The sequence below is a fragment of the Dialister micraerophilus DSM 19965 genome, from assembly GCF_000194985.1.
Lineage (GTDB): Bacteria > Bacillota > Negativicutes > Veillonellales > Dialisteraceae > Dialister > Dialister micraerophilus.
Genome location: NZ_GL878519.1, coordinates 491,815 through 511,309 on the forward strand (window position 1 = coordinate 491,815; position 19,495 = coordinate 511,309).

Below are 19,495 nucleotides of genomic sequence, written 5' to 3' on the forward strand. Positions count from 1 at the left end.
CATTTATAATATAAATTAATGAAATATTTTTTATAGAGGAGATTTTATGTCACTAAAATTCATTTTCGGACTTTCAGGCTCGGGCAAAACCGCACGCTGCTGCAAAGAAATATTCGAATACACACAAAACAAAGATTCAAGTGCGTACTTTATCGTACCCGATCAAAGCACATACACAACCGAATACATTCTTGCACAAACATTTCCCGAAGGCGGATTTACAAATGTAACGGTTACGGGATTTTCACGACTTGCATACAAAATTTTTCGTGAAGTGAAAACACGTAAACACGATGCAATTTCAAAATTGGGACAAGACCTCGTTTTAAGTCTTATATTGAGTGAAGAGAAAAATAATCTTTCCGTACTTTCTCAAATGTCATCTCAACCTAAATTTATAAAATCTTTAAAAGATATTTTTCATCAATTCAACAGTTCCCTCATAACTGAAGAAATGCTCGAAAATGCGGCAAAAAAAGAAAAAGGCTCTCACTTGGGAAAAAAACTCGGCGATTTGCACCTTCTTTTCAAAAAATATCATGAATATCTCACAAACCGTTTTTCTTACAACGGTGAAATTTTTGATTTGCTTGCAACTGAAATATCTAAATCGGACTCTATAAAAAAATCTGCAATATGGATAGACGGATACCACGGATTTACACTTCAAGAAATGAAAATAATTTCGGCACTTGTAAAAAATGCAAAAAAAGTGACAATTACACTCCCGTTTGAATCTACCGAGCAGGCAATGCAAAATCCTCTTTTCATGAAACCTTCGGAAACATGGAGAATACTTTCAGAAAATGAAAAAGCATCGGATGCGACAATACTTACAACACTGCATAGATTTCAATCAAGTCGCATACGCTCGCTGGTAAAACACGGATTTGAAACGACACCTTACGAATGTCGTGAAAAAGAAGAAACCGACGGCGGAATATATCCGTCATCGGCAGCAGACAGATCTGTCGAGATAGATTTTATCGCAAGAAAAATACTCACACTCGTACGTGATAAAAAATTGCGCTACAGAGATATAACCGTACTTTTGAGAAACCCCGAATTGTATACGGACTTAATCGAAAGAATATTCAAAAAATATGAATTACCCGTTTTCATAAACAAAAAAGATACAATGAACAATCATCCGCTTATAGTATCGGTAACGGGACTTCTGGAATTTCTCACCGCACAGGCAAACAGAAAAAATTCCGGATACTCAAGACATATTTTATTTCCGATACTAAAAACCGGACTTTTGAAAAATTTCCCGCCGGAAAAAGTAAATAAACTTGAAAATTACATAATCAAAAACGGAATAAGATTTTTCCAATGGGATAAAGAATGGAATTATCGAACGGTAAAAGACATAGACAATCCGGAAAACGAACTTTCCGAAATTGAAAAATCTGAAAACGAAGAAGCAAACAGCTGCAGAAAAAAACTTCTCGAAACGCTCGGAAATCTTGAAAAAGAATGGAACACCAACACCTCGGTAAAAGAACGTTGCCGCATACTTTACGAATGGCTCGTTTCTCAAAATATACCTCAAATACTTTCCGAACGTGACAAAATCGAATTTGAAAAAACACGAAAAAAGCCACACATTCAGGCGTGGAAAAAATTCATCTCGCTTTTGGACGAACTTGTAAATATCGCAGGAGAAGACACACTTCCCGAAGAATATTTCATGAACGTTTTGAAAAGCGGACTTTTCAACTTGTCATTTGCAACCATACCCGACACATTGGACCACATTACCGCAACTTCCATAAGCAGAGGCTATCACATGGAAAGCGCCGCAGTCTTTATCCCCGGAATGGCAAACGGAGAATTTCCGAAAGACATTGAAAACACAAACTTCATAACGGAAGCGGAAAGAAAACATCTTGCAAAGGAAAATACACTTACACTCGGAAACGACTTTGTATTTAACATATACGAAGAACAATTTTACACATACCTTGCATTGACACGTGCAAAAAAATACATGTATATCTCATATCCGAAAACGGATTCCGAAAACAAACCTTTGGAACCGTCATTCATTTACAAAAAAATAATTTCTCTGAACTACGCACACGCAGAGGAAATTGCCGACAGACCCACCTACGACACAAAGGACATGACATTCTTCTCAAATCCCAAGCAGGCAATAACACTTCTGCCGGAAATTTTAAGGCAAGGAATTCCGGAAAAAAACAGCTGCTGGACCTATCTCAAAAATTGGGCGACACAATCGCATAATGAATACGCCGAACTTTTTTACGATCAACAAAAAAGTTTTAAATACAACTCGACTGCAAGCACACTGTCGCAAGACATAGTGAATAAACTTTTCAAACCGTACGGAAAATTTTACGGTTCAATTTCACAATTGGAAGAGTATCGTTCATGCCCGTATAAATATTTCCTCAACAGAGGACTGAAACTGAGCGACCGTCAAGACGGACGGATACAAAACATCGACTTCGGAAATTACCTTCACTCGGGACTTAAACGTTTCGGAAATCTTTTATCATCAATGAACAAAACATGGAAGGACCTGAGTGATGATGAAATAGACGCTTTCTCAAATCAAATTTCTTCAATAATTACACCGCTTGTAGCACACGGAACACTTACCGCGGACGCAACAAACGCATACACACATCGACTTTTGAACATGACATTCAAAAAATCAATAAAACAATTCAAAAACTGGAGCGAAAACAGCGATTTCAAAACGACGGACTTGGAACGTGAATTCAAAATAAATATAAAAGCCGATGACAAAGATACGTTTACGCTGCGTGGAAAAATAGACAGAATAGACTCATATACAACGGAAACATCCCAATGCGCACTTGCGGTATGCGACTATAAAACGGGCATACAGTCAATAGACTTGCAAAGCATAATTTCAGGAATAAAACTCCAACTTGTTACATACATGCTGGCAATGATAAAAGAAAATCCCGAAAAAAATATTATTCCGACAGCACTCATGTACATCTATCTGTCAAACGATGCGGAAAATTTCAAAAACGTTCCGCCGGACGGAATACCCGCAAAAGAAGAAACATCGGCATGCGACGGATTTTACCTTTCGGATGCAAATCTGCTCACAAAGCTGGATAAATACATCGAAGATAAAAATTCGAAAACAAAAAAACATATAAACGTAACACTGAACAAAAACGGAACACTGAGAGCAAATAAAAACACACTGACACCTCAGGAAATGGAAAACCTTACAAAAGCCGTAGAGCAAAAACTCATAGACCTTTACAAACAAATTTCACAAGGAAATATAAGTATTTCACCGACACTCTACGACACACACACGGCATGCGACTATTGCCCGTACAAAAGCATATGTCGATTCGACATCGCACTCAAAAACAAGTACAACTTTGTAAACAAACTGAACAACAACGAAGTAAAAGAAATATTAAACGAGAAAGGAAATGACAAATGAGCGACAAAAAATGGACCTCGTCACAAAGCGAAGCACTGAAATCGAGAAACTGCAACCTTCTTCTTTCTGCAGCTGCCGGAAGCGGAAAAACAGCCGTACTCGTAGAACGCATCATACGAAGAATAACCGACCTTGACGATCCGACAGACGTAACCGACCTTCTCGTACTCACATTCACAAAAGCCGCCGCATCGGAAATGAAATCCCGTGTAACAATCGCACTCAACAACGCACTCTCAAAAGCCGCAAAAGAACATAACGAAAAACTGGTAATGCACCTTCATAAACAAATAGCACTCATGTCGGGAGCGCAATTTTCCACACTCGACTCATTCTTTCTCGGTATAGTACGACAATACTTCTATCTCATAAACATTCCGCCGGACATATCAATAATCAACAACCAAAAAGAACTCTACCTCATGCAACAGGAAATACTCTCGGAAATACTCGAAAAATACTACTCATCAAACGACAAAGACTTTCTGAACTGTGCAGACATGTTCGCCGGAAAATTCAGAGATACAAAACTGAAAGAAATAATATTGAAACTCTACACATTCTCATGCTCGATGCCGTTTCCCGAAGAATGGTTGAATTCACTTTCAACTCCATACAAACTTGAAAGTACAACAAACATAGACGAACTTCCGTACACAAAAATAATATTGACCCACCTTCACAACCTTGCAAAAGAATGGGAAGACAATTACCGTATAATGTTCAACCTCATAGAAAAAGAAAAAGCGCTTATGAATTACACCGAAACACTCAGTGAAGAACTGGCGGCGATAAGCATACTTTGCAATGCAAAAACATGGAAAGAATGGCACGAAACTATAAATGAGATAACATTCAGAAGCTTAAAACCCGTAAAGAAAACTCAAGCGGAAAACCCCGAAGCACTTGAAATATACAAAACAACAATACTAAGTACACGCAAAAACATAAAAGACAAATTAAAGGAAATAGCCGCCATGTACTTTGCGATAGACGAAACACGCTGGATAGAAGAAATGAAAAAAACCTGTCCTACAATAGAAATACTCTCAAAAATCACAACGGAATTTTACAATGAATACCTGAAAAGAAAGCAAAAAGAAAGTACAATGGAATTTTCCGACACCACGCACTATGCACTCAACATACTCATAAAAAAACACAAACTTGAAAACGGAAAACAAGAAATCGAACTCTCCGAAGCCGCAAAAGAACTCCAAAAAAAATACAAAGAAATAATGATAGACGAATACCAAGACACAAACTCCATACAAGAACTGATAACAACACTCATATCAAACGGCCGCAACCTCTTCATGGTAGGAGACCTCAAGCAAAGCATTTACCGTTTCAGAATGGCGGATCACACAATATTTCTCGACAAATACTCCACATTCACAAAAGATGAAAACGCAAAAAACCGCCTGATTGTACTGAACAAAAACTTCAGAAGCGATCATGCGCTCCTGTCGTCAATCAACTACATATTCAGACAAATAATGAACCCTGAAATATTGGAACTGAGCTACAACGACGATGAAGCGCTGCATGCCGGAAGACTGCAAGAAACACCGCCGGATACATATATAGGAAACAAAGAACACGGATCCGTTTCGATAAACATAATAAACAACAAAGAACTCGAAGAAAAAATCAGCGATCAGGACAAATCTCAAATCGAAAACGGAGAAACCGAAATAATATACATCGCAGAAGAAATAAAAAATATAATAAACAACGAACTCACAGTAACAAACCCCGACGGTACGTATCGCAAAGCGGAATACAAAGACATCGCAATACTTGCACGCTCACTTTCAAAAAAAGCATCACTCTTTTTGAAAATATTCAACGAATACAACATACCGGCAGCAACACAAAACGATGACAACTTCTTGGATGCGACAGAAACGAAAATACTTCGTGCATTACTCGAAATCATCGACAACCCATACAGAGATTTGCCGCTGGTTGCAGTGCTGCGTTCATACTTTGCGAACATGGACGAAACGGAATTTGCAAAAATAGCAATCGCAAAAAACGAACTGAAAACACAAACATGGTGGGAAACATTACCGCTTACCGAAAAATACGTAAGCGAAAAAACATTTGAAAAAATAAAAAAATTCATCGAAAAATACAATAATTGGAAAGACTACTCGCTAAACAACAGTATATCCGAACTCCTTCAACGCATACTTGAAGAAACGGGATACATGACATATATAAGCGGACTTGCAGAAGGAACATTCAGAAAATCTCACATAGAAAACTTCTACAAACTTGCACTCGACTTTGACGAAAAAGAAAAAAACGGACTATACAGATTTCTCTACATGCTCGAAAAACTCACCGAAGAAGGCCGTACACCGGAAGGAAAATCAATAAAAACGGAAACAAATGCAGTACAAATAATGACAATACACAAAAGCAAAGGTCTCGAATATCCCATAGTATTTCTTGTAAACTGCAACAAAACATTCAACGAAACTGACTACAAACCATCATACATCACACATAAAACGATGGGACTGGGACTTCACTACTACAGCAAAGAACACACCGCACACTGGCCCACGCTGTATTGGTACGCAACAAAAGAAGACTCAATACGCTCCAACAAAGCCGAAGAAGCAAGACTCCTATACGTTGCAATGACACGAGCAAAAGACAAACTCTACATAACCGGAACAACAAAAGACTTCCTCAAAGATCTTGAAAAATGGACAATATCACTAAACGAAAACTCAAACAACACATCCCCCGCACTGCTTGAATCACACATAATAAGCACCGCCAAAAACTACCTCGACTGGATAATGCCTGCAGTTATGGGACACAAAACACTATACCAAGCGTGGAACATGGTAAACACGCAACCCAAAATACAAAAAGATGCACCGACCGACCAATCAAACTACACACTGAAAAGCATATCGGCAATAAACTGTCTTCCGCCCGAACTCAAAAGAAAATACGCACAAACAAACGAACAACAAAACACGAAAGAAAATACGGAAGAGACCGCACTCGAATTCTTCAAACCGGAAAACGACACAACCGTCCCCGACCGGCTCAACAGACAACTCACATGGACATACCCATACCCGCAAGCAACAAAAACCCCCGTAAAACTTACAGCCACACAAGCGGTCGCAATGAAAAACCTGGAAGAAAACCGGTGGACGGAAGAAAATGACAACGACACCGTACTGGTAACGGAAATTGACGAAACGGAAGAAAACGAAACACCAAAAGAAAATGAAATCCCGCCGGAATTTAGAGCGGAACCTGAATTCATGCAAGAAAACAAACCGATTACCGGAACAAGCTACGGTACACTCATGCACAAAACAATGGAACTCTTACCATTTGAAAAACTTGAAAATGAAACCGAAATAACAACCGAAATAACAAAACTGAAAAACAACAACTCCATAACGGACGAAGAATACGAAATACTTACACAAAAAGGAAAACACTCACCCGTAACAAAAATAATGACATTCATAAAAAGTCCGCTCGGAAGTGAACTCAAAAACGCAAGCGAAATAAAAAAAGAAATGCCGTTCTCAATACTTCTACCGGCAGACGACTTCTACAAAAACTGTGAAAAAGGCGAAAAAATATTCATGCAAGGTATCATAGACTGCATGTTTGAAACGGACGGAAAAATAACAATCATAGACTACAAAACCGACAAAACTAAAAACGAAGAAAAACTCATAAACCACTACAAAACCCAACTTCAAATCTACGCAAACGCAGCAAGCAAAATTCTGAAAAAAGAAATAAAAAACATCTACATATGGTCCTTCTCAATGGGTAAAGCAATAAAAGTACCGATGAAGTAATAAAAATCCGACATAAAAAAATGTCGGATTTTTTATTTTGTTATATTCATTTGACTGATATAACGATTTTTAAAATCTTTGCATAGATGTATATCAACATTTGCGAGTTTTTATTTAATTATTTACGAAATTTTTTCATCGGCTTGAATGAATTTTCAAAATATTTTTGCAATCAAAAAGCATGATTTCCGTGTTGGAATTTCATGCTTTGTTTTTGAAGTATTTTTTTATGAAGGGTATTTTTTTCGCTTTGATTTCTTTTCCTTCCAAGTAATCGAGTATGTGGCCTTTTCCGTCAAAGTTTATTTTTATTTTGTATGCACACAGGAGTTGTTTTCGTTCTTTGTATGTTTTATTTATTGTTTTGTTTCCATATTTGTCATCGCCCAAAATCGGGTAGCCTATGTATGAGAGTTGGCTTCTGATTTGGTGTGTTCGTCCGGTGATGAGTTCACATTCTACAAGTGAGAGTCCGTTTTCGGTTTTCAGACATTTGTAGTTCATTGTTGCCGTTTTGGATCCTTTGCAGGGTTTTTCGTATATGTATACTTTGTTGTTTTTTGCGTCTTTGAATAGTTGGTGTTCAAGTTTTCCGCTTTTCTTTTTCATTGTTCCCGTTGTTACGCACAGATAGTATTTTTTTATGTTTCTTTCTTTTATAGCTCTGTCGAGTATTGCTCGTGCGTGCATGTTTTTTGCAAATATTACAAGTCCTGTGGTGTTGAGGTCTATTCTGTGTACGGGGTATGCTTCCGGTTCGTTTTTTTCTTTGAGGTATTCGTTTATTTCGTCATGCAGCGTTTTTTCTTCTTTATTTGTCGTGTCGTTGCACAGTATTCCTGCTTCTTTTTCCACTATGATTATGTTTTCATCTTCATAGTTTATACTGAAGTGTATTTTTTCTTTTTCGTTTTTGTTTTTGTTTTCGATGTATGAGGTTATAATATCTCCGGTTTTCAGTTTGTAGTTTCCGCTTTCTTTTTTACCGTTGACTTTTATTTTGTTTTTTTTGAGTGATTTTATGAAGATGAAATGAGGTATTTTTTCTTTTTCTTTTATGTAGTTGTCGAGTCTTTTTCCGTTTTTGTCGGGTGTTATTTTGTATTCTTTCATATTTTCCTTTTTTTGTTTTTATAGTTATATTTTTTGTATTGTGTTACAATATACCCATATTTTAATAAGGAGTTTTTTATATGATTAATGAAAAGGTTATTATTTTTACATCGCCTGACGGCAATGTCGATATAAAGATAGACAGCAGCAATCGTATGAAAACTATTACGTCTTTGTCCGCTGCCATGTGCGGTGCTTTCAATCTTGCGGGTGAGCATGAGAAGGAAGTTTTGAGTACTATTTCCAAGATTGCATTGCAACAGTTACATAACTACGGTGATGACGGTCTTTTGTCCGAGTCGGATTTTCAGTAATCAGTTTTTTACCATTTTCAGAAATTCGGCTCTTGTTTCATAGTTTTCTTTAAATATCCCGGATGACGCTATCGTTTCGGTAACGGCTCCGGGTTTTTGTATGCCTCTTGCGGTCATACAGGAGTGTTCTCCCGATATGTGTACGATTACGTCTTCGGATTTTGTTATTTTTTTCATTATTTCTCTTATGTCGGTACCTATTCGTTCTTGTATTTGAAAGCGTTTTCCTACGGCATCGGCTATTCTTGCCATTTTGGAGAGTCCTATTACTCTTCCTTTCGGTTTGTATCCGATTGATACTTTCATGTTGTACATTATCGCTATGTGGTGTTCACAGTGCGAGAATATCGGTATTTGTTTTACTATTACTATGTCGTTTTCTGTCGTTTCGAATGTTTTGTCGAATTTTTTTGCTATTTCATCGTTTGTTATTCCTACGTATGCAAATTGTTCTTGTATCATTTCGGCAAAACGTTTCGGCGTTTCGAAGAGTCCTTCACGTTTCGGGTCGTCTCCTATAGCTTCTATCAAAAGTTTTGCGGCTTGTTCAAGTTTTTCTTTGTTCATACTCCTCTTGCCTCCGGATTCCATATAATTTTGTGCAGTTGCACTTGTACGCACACGTTTGTCATTTTGTGATCTTTTACGTAGTTTACGAGTTCGACGGGTTTTATTTTTCCCCATACGGGGCTTACGTAAAATCTGGGTTGTTCTGCGTTATTGTACTTTATTTTTATTATTTTTCTCATATCTCCCAGGTCCGTCAAATCTCCTACAACAAATTTAAGTACGTCGTCTTTGTTCAATTTTTCAAAGTTTTCTTCTATCATGTGTTGTTTCATTCCGCTGCCGGTACATTTGAAGTCCATCGTATAGAAGAGGTTGGGCGGTCTTTTGTCGAATAACGGTATCGAGCCGCTTGTTTCTATATTTATTTCATAGCCTTCTTTTCCGAGTGTTTCGCATATGTTTTGAAGGGGGTGAAGCATCGGTTCTCCGCCCGTAAATGTAATTTTTTTCCACGGATATGAGTGTATTTTTTCAATCAGTTCTTTTTCACTTAAAATTTCTTTTGTGTCTTTCAGTGTAAGTGCATAAGATGTGTCACAGTATGTGCAGCGAAGGTTGCATGATGCAAGTCTTACAAATATTGCCATGTATCCTGTGCGTTTTCCTTCTCCTTCTATGCTATCGAATATTTCTACGATATGAAAACCGCCTTTTATCGTTCCGTTATTTTTCATATGTTGCAATATTTCCTTCAGTTTCCTGTACTGATACTTTTATGCAGTTGGGAATTTGGTCGCAAAGCCATTTTGCTATGTTTTCCGCAGTCGGGTTCATGGATCCGATTACTTCATTTACTACATTGTGATCGAGTCGGTTTACAACTTTTTTTATGTCGGTAAAATCCACTACCATTCCATGTTCGTTCAATGTTTCGCTTTGTACGGTTATTGTCACTATCCAATTGTGTCCATGAAGTTTTTTACATTTGCTTTCGTAGTCAAGTTTCAGAAAGTGTGCTCCGCTTATTTCCATTCTTTTTGTTACAGTATACATTTTTATGCCTCCAATGCCGGATCTTTTACTCCGTTTTCTTCAAATGCTTTTTGTCTGTCTATACATGTTCCGCATGTTCCACAGGGTTTTTCTCCGCCTTCGTAGCAGCTCCATGTGAGTTCGTACGGTGTTTTGAGTTTCAGTCCGGTTGCTACTACTCCGGCTTTGTTTGTATTTGCAAAAGGAAATACGAGTTTCACTTTTTCATATGTTCCTATCATAATTGCATCGTTCATTGATTTCAGAAATTCTTCGCTGCAGTCCGCATATGCGTTTCCTGCCGCATCATCTGCGTGTGCGCCTATGTAAATTCCCGTTTCTTCATTTTCAAATATACTTGCCGCAAGACTTGCAGCTACCGACAACATGAGTCCGTTTCGAAACGGTACGTATGTTGCGACTTTCCCGCTGTTTTCTCTTACTTGTTCTTCGTAGCTTGCGTGTTCTATTTCTTTTGTTGATTTTGCAAGCAGCGGACAATTTGAGTATTGCAGAACTTGCGCCAAGTTGAATTCATAGTGTTTAAGGTTGTAAAATTGTGCAACTTTTCTTGCACATTCCAATTCTTTTTCGTGTTTTTGTCCATAAAAAATAGAGGCTGTAGCGACATTTTCTCTGCCGAGTTTGTCTACGGCGACAGATATACATGTCGTTGAGTCTACTCCTCCGCTTGACAGTATAATTGCTCTTTTCATTTTTTACCTCCGGTTTTTTTAGGTTGGTTTTCAGAAACAACCATATTAGTGCATTATAACATATGCTTTTTCATTTACCAATCTATAAGTTGTAATGCTTTTTCAAGTTGGTAGAATGTTTTTCCGTCCCACAGAGTATCTTGGGTGAGTTTGTCCAGACAGATGTTTTCATCTTCGTCTTCAACGTAGTATACGCATTCTATAAATTCTTCAAACGGTTCTTTTGTGCGTCTGTATTTTTCGATGCTTATCGAGTAAGTATTTCTTGCCGGATGATAAATAACTCCCGAAAAGCGGTATATGCAACTTTTGTATCTTACGCTTGCTTCGCCGTCAAGCATCGAGTCTATAAATTCATCTGCATTTATACCTTGCATTCGTTTTCTCCTTTATTTTTCTTTTTATATTATATCCTTTATATTATATCCTTTATTTTTAAGTTTTTAAATATATATTCTCTTTTCTTTTATTCAAGTTATATTTTCATCCGAGTTTTTATTTTTTTCAATTTTGTAAAATTACATATTTTGCTTCATTTCATAAAAAAAAGTATTCATTTTATCGTAAAAAACAAATGAATACTTTTTGTTTGTCGTTACTGCATATCCGCATTGTGATATACTTCTTGAACGTCGTCGATTTCTTCCAATGCTTCTATCATTTTCTGCATTGATTCGGCTTTTTCTCCGTCCAAGCTTACCGTGTTGTCGGGAATCATGGATACTTCAGAAGATTCGACTTCGATGCCTTCTTTTTCAAGTGCTTCCGATACCGCTATGAATGCGTCCGGTTCGGTTATGATTTCGTATACTTCTTCGTGTGCCTGTACGTCTTCGGCGCCGGAGTCGAGTGCAAGAAGCATCAGTGTGTCTTCGTCTGCTACCTCTTTATCTACTATAATGATTCCTTTTTTCTTGAACATCCAACCTACACAGCCCGGTGTTCCTATACTTCCGCCATGATGTGTGAACGCATAACGCACATCTGCAGCTGTACGGTTTTTGTTGTCGGTGCTGCATTCAACTATTATTGCAACTCCGCCCGGTCCGTATCCTTCGTAGGACATTTCTTCAAATCCTTCGCCGGATGTGGCTCCTATACCTTTTGCTATGGCACGTTGAATATTTTCTTTCGGCACGTTGTTTTGTTTTGCTTTGGTCAATGCCAATTTCAAACGCATATTTCCGACCGGATCACCACCGCCCATACGTGCCGCAAGGGTAATTTCTTTTGAAATTTTTGTAGTAATTCTAGCTCTTAAAGCATCTGTCTTGCCTTTTTTATGCTTTATGTTGGCCCATTTTGAATGTCCGGACATATTGTTCCTCCTTTTGAATCACAAGGATTCTTTCGTATTCCACCACGTTTCGCCGAGCAGGCGATCAAGTATAATGGCAACGGCGCTTCTTACACATAAATGATTATAACTTCCCGCACCGTAAATAGGTTCGATTATATAATCAAATTTTTTCATCATTTCTTTTGTCATTCCGTATCCGGTTCCGAAGAGTATCAGAAACGGTGTTTCGTCTTCGTGAATTTTTTTACGCATTTCACAATAGGTGACGGTATTCGGATATACACGTGCATCCGTTGTGACTATTACCGGTTCTTTGCCGCAATCTTTTTTTATAAAGTTTATCGCGTCTTCCAAATTGCATACGAGTTCCGTATCTTCAAAAGCTTCTTTGCGATTGGGATTGTAATATACTCCGCTTCCGGTTTTCCAATGGTTCATTATTCTGCTTGCCACTACACGTTGGCTTTCCAACGGATGAATGATGAAGTAAGTTTTCACGTTGTACGTTTTTGCAGTTCGTGCAATGTCGTGCAGATCATAATTTGTAAGTGCGGTTGTAATTACTTCCATGTGCTTATTGTAAATCGGATAATGTATGAGTCCGATGTATACAGGTGCCATTATGTTTTTCCTTCTTTCCGCAATTCTTCAAGCATTTCTTCGTCTTTTTCGGTTTTTTTCAACTTTACCAGTAAATCCGGTCTTTTGAGAAGTGTACGCTTAAGTGCTTCTTTTCTTCTCCATTGTGCGATGTTTGCATGATGTCCCGAAAGCAGCACTTCCGGCACTTTCCATCCTCGAAATTCGGCAGGTTTCGTGTATTGAGGACATTCGAGTATTGGTTCGTAGAATGAATCATATATGGCGCTTCCTTCACTTCCCAATACTCCCGGAATCATTCTTGCTACCGCATCCGATATAACCATCGCTCCGAGTTCTCCGCCGGTAATTACATAGTCGCCGATGGATATTTCTTCGTCCGCCAAGTGCTCTTCAACCCTATAGTCCACGCCTTCATAGTGGCCGCAAACAAGTACGAGATGATCGTATTTTTTATAGAGTTCTTTTGCTTTGTCTTGTGTGAACGGAGTTCCCGCCGGAGACAGAAATATAATTCTGTCCTTTTCACTTTTTTCAGGCAATGCCGATTCTACCGCTTCGAATATCGGTTGGCATTGCATGAGCATACCGTCACCGCCTCCGTAGACAGTATCATCTACATGACGGTGTTTGTTGTGCGAAAAATCTCTCGGATTTACTACGTTCATTTCCAAAAGTCCGTTTTCAATTGCACGTTTCATTATACTTTGATTGAAAAATGCTTCCACGAATTCAGGAAATAAGGAAATAACTGTAATTTTCATATTAAGCCCATTCCGGTAATTCAACTGTCATTTTGCGGCTTTCCACATCTACTTTTTTTATACATGAAGGAATTGCCGGCAAGTATATTTCTTCTTTGTCGGGACCGATTACGGTGTATACGTCATTTGCACCTGTTTCGATAATTTCTTTCAAAGTTCCTACAAATGTACCTTCTTGCGTATAAACTTCCATGTCCAAAAGTTCGAAACAATAGTATTCGCCTTCTTTGCATGGAGGTATTTCATCTTTTGACAGACTTGCCGAAAGTCCTACCATACTTTCGGATGTATTTCTGTCAGTCACTCCTTCAACTTTCATTATATAAATGTTTTTGTGAGGGCGTGAGGAAATAACTTTGTAGGATTTTTCACCGAAATAAATATGCTTGATATTTTTAAATATTTCCGGTTTATCTATTTCAGGTAATACACGCAAATCACCCCGCACTCCATGCGGGGCAACTATTCGACCGACTACTGTCATTTCATCAGTTTTCATATTAATCACGGAAAGCGATAATTTTTCCGTCTTCCACCAAAATTTCTCCGCCCATAATCGTATTCATATCATCACCGATATGTAATGTTACAATGCGGTTCATCGGTGTACGCGGAATTTCCGCACCGATTGTCAATTTTTCCAAATGTTCTTTGTCTGCAATCAGTTTGTCTTTTACTTGTTGCATGCGTACGCGTTGAGCTTCATACTGTGCACGAAGCGGTGCTATCGCTTGTACGTTTAGTTTTGCCTGTTCGGCAACTTTTTCTTTTTCGTCCGAAATAAGCTGTGACATATCATGGTCTACACGACTGATATTTTGCATAATTTCATTCATTAAAGCTGTTTTCAATGATTCGGTAAGCTTTGATTTTACAGCTACCGGAACCAATATTTGCATTTCTTCCATCAGATACCTCTTATACAATATCGACAGCTACTCTGCGATTTTCACGCAAAGCACCCGCCTTTACAACAGTACGAATTGCATTGGCAATACGACCTCTTCTGCCGATAACTTTTCCCATATCTTCAGGGGCAACGTGGATTTGATATACTTCCAGGTTGCCCTTTGTGATCATGGTCACGGAGACGGCTTCAGGGTCTGTAACAATAGCCCGAGCAATTGTTTCAACCAATTCTTTCATGCTGCGCCTCCATTACTTCTTTGCATCTGCAAACTTGGCAATAACACCTTTTTTTCTCAAAATGCTGCGTACGGTGTCTGTAGGCTGTGCACCCTTTCCCAACCAGAAAAGTGCTCTTTCTTCGTCAAGTTTTACCGGTGCATCAGTCTTTGCCGGATCATACCATCCGATTGTTTCGGTCGGTACTCCGCTACGAGCCGCCTTGGAGTCGATAACGACAATGCGGTAGAAAGGATTCTTCTTTGCACCCATACGAGTTAAACGAATTTTTAACATATTTTCACCTCCTCTTATTTATTCCGTTTTAGCGAAACATCCCTGTAAAATTTCCGAAATTTTTAAGCAAGGACGGATTAATCTTTTTGTTTTTCATGCGTTTCATTTGTTTACGCATTTCTTTGAATTGTTTTACCAGACGATTTACATCTTGTATTTGTACTCCTGCACCTTGTGCAATACGTTTTCTGCGACTTCCATTCAATATATCCACTTCATTGCGTTCTTCATTTGTCATGGAAAGTATAATCGCTTCCAAATGTTTCATTTCTTTGCTGTCAAGGTCCAAGTTTTTGAGTTGGTCTTTGAATTTTCCCATACCCGGAAGCATTCCTATGATACTTTGCAATGATCCCATTTTTTTGATTTGATGTAATTGTTTCAAGAAATCGTCAAGTGTAAATTGTCCTTTTCTCAGACGTGTAGCGGCTTCTTTCATCGTATCCTGATCGAGGTTTCTTTGTGCTTGTTCGAAAAGTGATGCCAAGTCTCCCAAGTCCAGAATGCGTCCCGCCATACGGTCGGGATAAAAATCTTCCAGTCCGCCGTCAAGTTTTTCACTGACACCGATAAGTTTTATCGGTTTGCCTGTTACCGCTTTTATGGAAAGTGCGGCACCGCCTCGTGCATCACCGTCCATCTTCGTCAAAACGGTTCCGTCAATTCCCAAACTTTCGTCAAATGCTTTTGCGGTAGTTACCGCATCTTGACCGGTCATGGAATCGAGTACGAGAAGAATTTCATGCGGCATAACGGCAGCTTTTATATTTTTCAATTCTTCCATTAAAACCGTATCTATGGTCAAACGACCTGCAGTGTCTATAAGAATTACATCGTTATTATGCTTTTTTGCGTATTCGACAGCTTCTTTTGCAATTGCAACCGGTTCTTTTGAACCTTCAATCGTGAATGCCGAAACTCCGACTTGCGATGCAAGTACTTGCAACTGCTTGATTGCCGCCGGACGATAAACGTCACATGCTGCAAGCAAAGGATTTTTACCTTTTTTCTTGAGCATCAATGCAAGTTTACCTACCGTTGTAGTTTTACCTGCACCTTGCAGCCCTACAAGCATAATCGTTGTCAATCCTTTAGATGACATGGTGATTTTACTTTGAGTTCCACCCAAAAGTTGAGTCAATTCGTCACGAACTATTTTAATGACGGTTTGATCCGGCTTCAAACTTCCGAAAACTTCTTCACCGATTGCTTTTTCACGAACTTGTGCAATAAAGTCTTTTGCAACTTTGAAATTTACATCAGCTTCCAAAAGTGCTTTTCTGACTTCACGCAAAGCACCGTCTATATCGGATTCGGATAATTTACCCTTACCGCGCAAATCTTTAAAAGCTTTTTGCAGTTTATCGCCTAAATTTTCAAACGCCATTTGTTCACCTTCATTCCGATAAAAAATCTAAAAGAGTTTCTATACGACTGTCCGTTTTTCCGGACAAAAGAATTTTCAACTTTTCTATATTGTTTTGTCTTTCTTTTCTTTTTGTAACAATATTGAGTTCTTTCTCATAAGTATAAAGTTGTTCTTCACCGTGTCGCATCGCATCATGTACGGCTTGACGAGAAATATTGAAATGCTCGGCAATTTCCGCCAATGTAAGATTTTCATCGTAGTACAATTCCAAGCATTCTCTTTGTCTTTTCGTCAAAAGTTTACCGTATATGTCAAGCAATTCACCCTTTTGTACAATTTTTTCCAATGACATACCATCACCACACCTAAGTAATTATATAGTAATTGCAAAACCATGTCAAGCAAAAAAACTTTACACGTTTATTTGTATTTCACAAGATTATTTTGTCGATGTTTCTTATTATTTATTTTTACATATTATATAAATTTATATAAATTCCGTTTCAATATATTTTCTCAAATGAAAAGACACTCCATTACAGAGTGCCTTTTGTGTTTTATCCCAATTTTTCCAAATCGTAAATTGCTTTAAGTACCATTTCTTCCGTTACCGGATATGCCGTTTTTCTTAAATCCGGTTTTGTAAGTGCATTCTTTACAAGTTCGGTCGGATCGGTTAATCCGATGTGTGCAAGTTTGTGCGGAAGTTTTGTGTTTTTGCAGAACTGATACATTTTGTCACGTTCTTCAAATTGTTTATCCATTGTCAAAAGTACGAGTACGCCCCATGCAATTACCGCTCCGTGCAAGTGCTTTCCTTCGTGAGGTGTGCCGGTATGACTGTTGTAAAGTGCGTGCGCAAGGCTCGAGTTGTAATCTTCGAGTACCAAGTTTGAAATAATTCCCGTTGAGCAAATAATATTTTGAACTACATAGTCTACATCTTTGTTCACTTCATTTTTTCAACGGCTTTCAATGCTTCTTCTCCGTAGCGGAGTAATCATTCAGAACAGTTTCTTGCAAGTTGTACTCCCAATCCTCTGCTGTAACTCAATTCGTCTCCTCTTGATGAGAATTACACTTCATACTATTTTGAGAGTGCGTCACCGATTCCTGCCCAGAAGTATTCGGTCGGTGCTTCAGCAATTACTCTTGTATTGATAAATGTGTGGTATGAAGGACGGTGTGCATACCATACGCTTCTGAATGCGTGTGTCGGATAGTAGTACGCACCTACCGCAGTAACGGGTGCACAGTTTGATGCAAGTGTAGGAAATACAAATAACGGTTTATTCATTTCACCTGCTGTTTTTTTGACGGTATCAATTGCACGACCGCCTCCGACTGCAAAAATCATGTCGGATTTTTGTACGCTTTCGTGTTGTTTCAAAGCGTCCGCATTTTCAAATGTTGCATCATCTCCGTACCACAGAGAGTCCGTAATTTCAAGTTTGCCTTTACAGGATTTTCTGAGTTCTTCTTCGGCTGCCGCTCTGGCTTTATTTCCTCCGATAATAACTGCAGTTTTCCCGAATTCTCCGCAGATTTTCGGTACTGCGTCATAAGCGTCTTCTCCTAATGTGTAACTTGGTAAAAATTGATGTTCCATTTTAATACACTCCTTTTGTGTTAAATATTTTAATGAATTTAATCTTTTAAGCACTTACTGCGACATTTTCATTTTTTGATGTGTCATCATTATTTTCTTTGTCGAAGTACGGATTCAGGTAAGTTGTACATACCCATGCAAGTACTGCGCCGGATATGGTGAACCATGCCGAGAATAATGCTCCCGGTATTACAGCTGCCGGTATTACAGCTGCCGGTAAACTTGCAAAATGAACTTTTGAAAGTCCTGTCGCAAGTCCGGAATTCTGCATTCCTACTTCTATTGCAAGTGTTACGGATTTTTTCCACGAAAGTCCGTTGAGTTTTGCCGCTGCAAATCCGAGTAAGTAACCGAACAAGTTGAAGAGTACAACTACAAGCATTATCATTCCGAAATGGTTGAGTATCGCATCATGCGATGCACCGATTACTCCGGCAAGTATCAGGCATATTGTAAGTGATGATACGCCCGGTGTGTAAGATGCAACCGTTTCTCCGACTTTCGAAAGAAATGTTTTAAGCATAAGTCCCAATGCTACCGGAAGTATTACTATTTCCAGTATCGAGAGAAACATTCCGACCGGATCGAATTTTATGTTCGCACCTATGAGTCAAAATGTAAGCAGCGGTGTCATTATCGGAGAAAACAATGTGGATACGGATGTCATCGTTACCGAATATACCAAATCTCCTTTACTCATGTATGTGATGACATTTGATGTCGTACCTCCGGGGCAAGTGCCCAAGAGTACAAGTCCTGCGGTAAGTCCGTCATCAAGTTGGAACAGTTTTGCAAGTGCAAATGCCAAGAACGGTATTATCGTATACTGTGCCAACGCTCCCAAGAATACATCTTTCGGCCTTTTGAAAATTCCCAAAAAATCTTTGTAATCGGATGTAGTTCCCATTCCGAACATAATCAGGCCGAGCATCAGGCTCATAACGAAAACGCCTTTTACATTTCCCATTACCCACAGCCATTTGTCGGATGTGAAAAGTCCCAATAGCAGAAATACCACTGCCATAACGCCGAAATACTTCGATAAAAGTTCAAAAAATTTCTTCATAATACACCTCCGTTAAAACATTATTTCGTCAGTGTTTAGAGCAAAGAGGCAAAAAGGTATAAAAAAACGCCCCTCATATTGAGGGACGGCTATGCCGCGTTACCACCCAGGTTCCTGAAAATAATTCAGACGCTCTACAACGTACTAACATACGCGTTTCCTATAACGTGGAAATTACGTCAGCCCTTAATTAAATAATTCAGGTCTGCACCTCAGGGAGGATTTTCATCTACCGGTAAACATCGACTTGCACCAAACATCGGCTCTCTGTTATTTACTTGAGTAAATTACTCATTCCCTTCAAAGGATTTTTCGTATACCTTATTTTGAAGTTGCACTAATTATAAACGTAAAATGAATTTT

At 38.6% G+C, this 19,495-nt stretch carries 22 protein-coding genes and 1 other annotated feature; of the genes, 3 read left to right on the top strand and 19 right to left on the bottom strand.

All coding sequences use genetic code 11. The annotated features are described in order from the left end of the window. Window positions 1-46 precede the first annotated feature (46 nt). Window positions 47-3,463: a PD-(D/E)XK nuclease family protein gene (locus tag HMPREF9083_RS02410; protein WP_007555793.1), complete on the top strand. Its 3,417-nt coding sequence runs from the start codon at window positions 47-49 to the stop codon at window positions 3,461-3,463. Then, window positions 3,460-7,317: a helicase-exonuclease AddAB subunit AddA gene (addA, locus tag HMPREF9083_RS02415; RefSeq protein ID WP_007555796.1), complete on the top strand. Its 3,858-nt coding sequence runs from the start codon at window positions 3,460-3,462 to the stop codon at window positions 7,315-7,317. Before HMPREF9083_RS02410 ends, addA begins: the two co-directional genes overlap by 4 nt. A gap of 201 nt (window positions 7,318-7,518) precedes the next feature. Here addA and HMPREF9083_RS02420 read toward each other — a convergent pair whose 3' ends face one another. Next, window positions 7,519-8,430: an RluA family pseudouridine synthase gene (locus tag HMPREF9083_RS02420; RefSeq protein ID WP_007555797.1), complete on the bottom strand. Its 912-nt coding sequence runs from the start codon at window positions 8,428-8,430 to the stop codon at window positions 7,519-7,521. 80 nt (window positions 8,431-8,510) lie between these two features. Between HMPREF9083_RS02420 and HMPREF9083_RS02425 the strand changes: the two genes are divergently transcribed. Next, complete coding sequence (locus HMPREF9083_RS02425) at window positions 8,511-8,744, top strand: hypothetical protein (RefSeq protein WP_007555798.1); 234 nt, start codon at window positions 8,511-8,513, stop codon at window positions 8,742-8,744. On the opposite strand, the gene folE is transcribed toward HMPREF9083_RS02425, so the two are convergent. From folE to HMPREF9083_RS06670, 18 genes are all read right to left on the bottom strand, one after another. Next, window positions 8,745-9,311, bottom strand: coding sequence for a GTP cyclohydrolase I FolE (folE, locus tag HMPREF9083_RS02430; protein ID WP_007553762.1), 567 nt, complete (start codon window positions 9,309-9,311; stop codon window positions 8,745-8,747). After that, window positions 9,308-9,988: a putative 7-carboxy-7-deazaguanine synthase QueE gene (gene queE, locus HMPREF9083_RS02435; RefSeq protein WP_007555800.1), complete on the bottom strand. Its 681-nt coding sequence runs from the start codon at window positions 9,986-9,988 to the stop codon at window positions 9,308-9,310. The genes folE and queE overlap by 4 nt, the downstream gene beginning before the upstream one ends. After that, window positions 9,978-10,307 carry a 6-carboxytetrahydropterin synthase QueD gene (gene queD / locus HMPREF9083_RS02440; RefSeq protein ID WP_007553769.1) on the bottom strand — a complete coding sequence of 110 codons (330 nt, stop codon included), beginning with the start codon at window positions 10,305-10,307 and terminating at the stop codon, window positions 9,978-9,980. The genes queE and queD overlap by 11 nt, the downstream gene beginning before the upstream one ends. A 2-nt stretch (window positions 10,308-10,309) precedes the next feature. Next, on the bottom strand, window positions 10,310-11,002 hold the full coding sequence (queC, locus tag HMPREF9083_RS02445; protein WP_007553724.1) for a 7-cyano-7-deazaguanine synthase QueC: 693 nt from the start codon (window positions 11,000-11,002) through the stop codon (window positions 10,310-10,312). Between the two features lie 74 nt (window positions 11,003-11,076). After that, a complete protein-coding gene (locus HMPREF9083_RS02450; RefSeq protein WP_007553561.1) occupies window positions 11,077-11,379 on the bottom strand; it encodes a hypothetical protein in 303 nt (100 codons plus the stop codon). Between the two features lie 218 nt (window positions 11,380-11,597). Next, complete coding sequence (locus tag HMPREF9083_RS02455) at window positions 11,598-12,320, bottom strand: YebC/PmpR family DNA-binding transcriptional regulator (protein WP_007553614.1); 723 nt, start codon at window positions 12,318-12,320, stop codon at window positions 11,598-11,600. Between the two features lie 18 nt (window positions 12,321-12,338). Beyond that, entirely contained in the window at window positions 12,339-12,923 is a 585-nt protein-coding gene (locus HMPREF9083_RS02460; RefSeq protein ID WP_007553764.1) for an RNA methyltransferase, read from the bottom strand. Next, window positions 12,923-13,666 (bottom strand): tRNA (guanosine(37)-N1)-methyltransferase TrmD, encoded by a 744-nt coding sequence (trmD, locus tag HMPREF9083_RS02465; RefSeq protein ID WP_007555802.1) that lies wholly within the window; start codon window positions 13,664-13,666, stop codon window positions 12,923-12,925. Before trmD ends, HMPREF9083_RS02460 begins: the two co-directional genes overlap by 1 nt. Window position 13,667: 1 nt before the next feature. After that, complete coding sequence (gene rimM / locus HMPREF9083_RS02470) at window positions 13,668-14,165, bottom strand: ribosome maturation factor RimM (RefSeq protein ID WP_035062603.1); 498 nt, start codon at window positions 14,163-14,165, stop codon at window positions 13,668-13,670. A gap of 1 nt (window position 14,166) precedes the next feature. Next, window positions 14,167-14,574, bottom strand: coding sequence for a YlqD family protein (locus HMPREF9083_RS02475; protein ID WP_007555805.1), 408 nt, complete (start codon window positions 14,572-14,574; stop codon window positions 14,167-14,169). A gap of 10 nt (window positions 14,575-14,584) precedes the next feature. Beyond that, entirely contained in the window at window positions 14,585-14,812 is a 228-nt protein-coding gene (locus tag HMPREF9083_RS02480; protein ID WP_007553668.1) for a KH domain-containing protein, read from the bottom strand. Between the two features lie 12 nt (window positions 14,813-14,824). After that, a complete protein-coding gene (gene rpsP, locus HMPREF9083_RS02485; RefSeq protein ID WP_007555806.1) occupies window positions 14,825-15,088 on the bottom strand; it encodes a 30S ribosomal protein S16 in 264 nt (87 codons plus the stop codon). A gap of 28 nt (window positions 15,089-15,116) precedes the next feature. Then, window positions 15,117-16,475 (bottom strand): signal recognition particle protein, encoded by a 1,359-nt coding sequence (ffh, locus tag HMPREF9083_RS02490; RefSeq protein WP_007555808.1) that lies wholly within the window; start codon window positions 16,473-16,475, stop codon window positions 15,117-15,119. A gap of 10 nt (window positions 16,476-16,485) precedes the next feature. Next, the gene (ylxM, locus tag HMPREF9083_RS02495) at window positions 16,486-16,809 is read right to left on the bottom strand and encodes a YlxM family DNA-binding protein (protein WP_007553772.1); all 324 of its coding nucleotides are present in this window, start codon (window positions 16,807-16,809) and stop codon (window positions 16,486-16,488) included. Between the two features lie 205 nt (window positions 16,810-17,014). Next, a complete protein-coding gene (locus tag HMPREF9083_RS06655) occupies window positions 17,015-17,410 on the bottom strand; it encodes a dehydroquinate synthase/iron-containing alcohol dehydrogenase family protein (RefSeq protein ID WP_007555809.1) in 396 nt (131 codons plus the stop codon). A 134-nt stretch (window positions 17,411-17,544) separates the two neighbouring features. Next, window positions 17,545-18,066, bottom strand: a complete 522-nt coding sequence (locus HMPREF9083_RS06660; protein WP_256998180.1) for an iron-containing alcohol dehydrogenase — start codon at window positions 18,064-18,066, stop codon at window positions 17,545-17,547. Window positions 18,067-18,112: 46 nt separating this feature from the next. After that, a complete protein-coding gene (locus tag HMPREF9083_RS06665; protein ID WP_007555811.1) occupies window positions 18,113-18,640 on the bottom strand; it encodes a bile acid:sodium symporter family protein in 528 nt (175 codons plus the stop codon). Window positions 18,641-18,676: 36 nt separating this feature from the next. Then, the gene (locus HMPREF9083_RS06670; RefSeq protein WP_007555812.1) at window positions 18,677-19,132 is read right to left on the bottom strand and encodes a bile acid:sodium symporter family protein; all 456 of its coding nucleotides are present in this window, start codon (window positions 19,130-19,132) and stop codon (window positions 18,677-18,679) included. Window positions 19,133-19,210: 78 nt separating this feature from the next. Next, window positions 19,211-19,445: a binding site (T-box leader), on the bottom strand. Window positions 19,446-19,495: the final 50 nt, after the last annotated feature.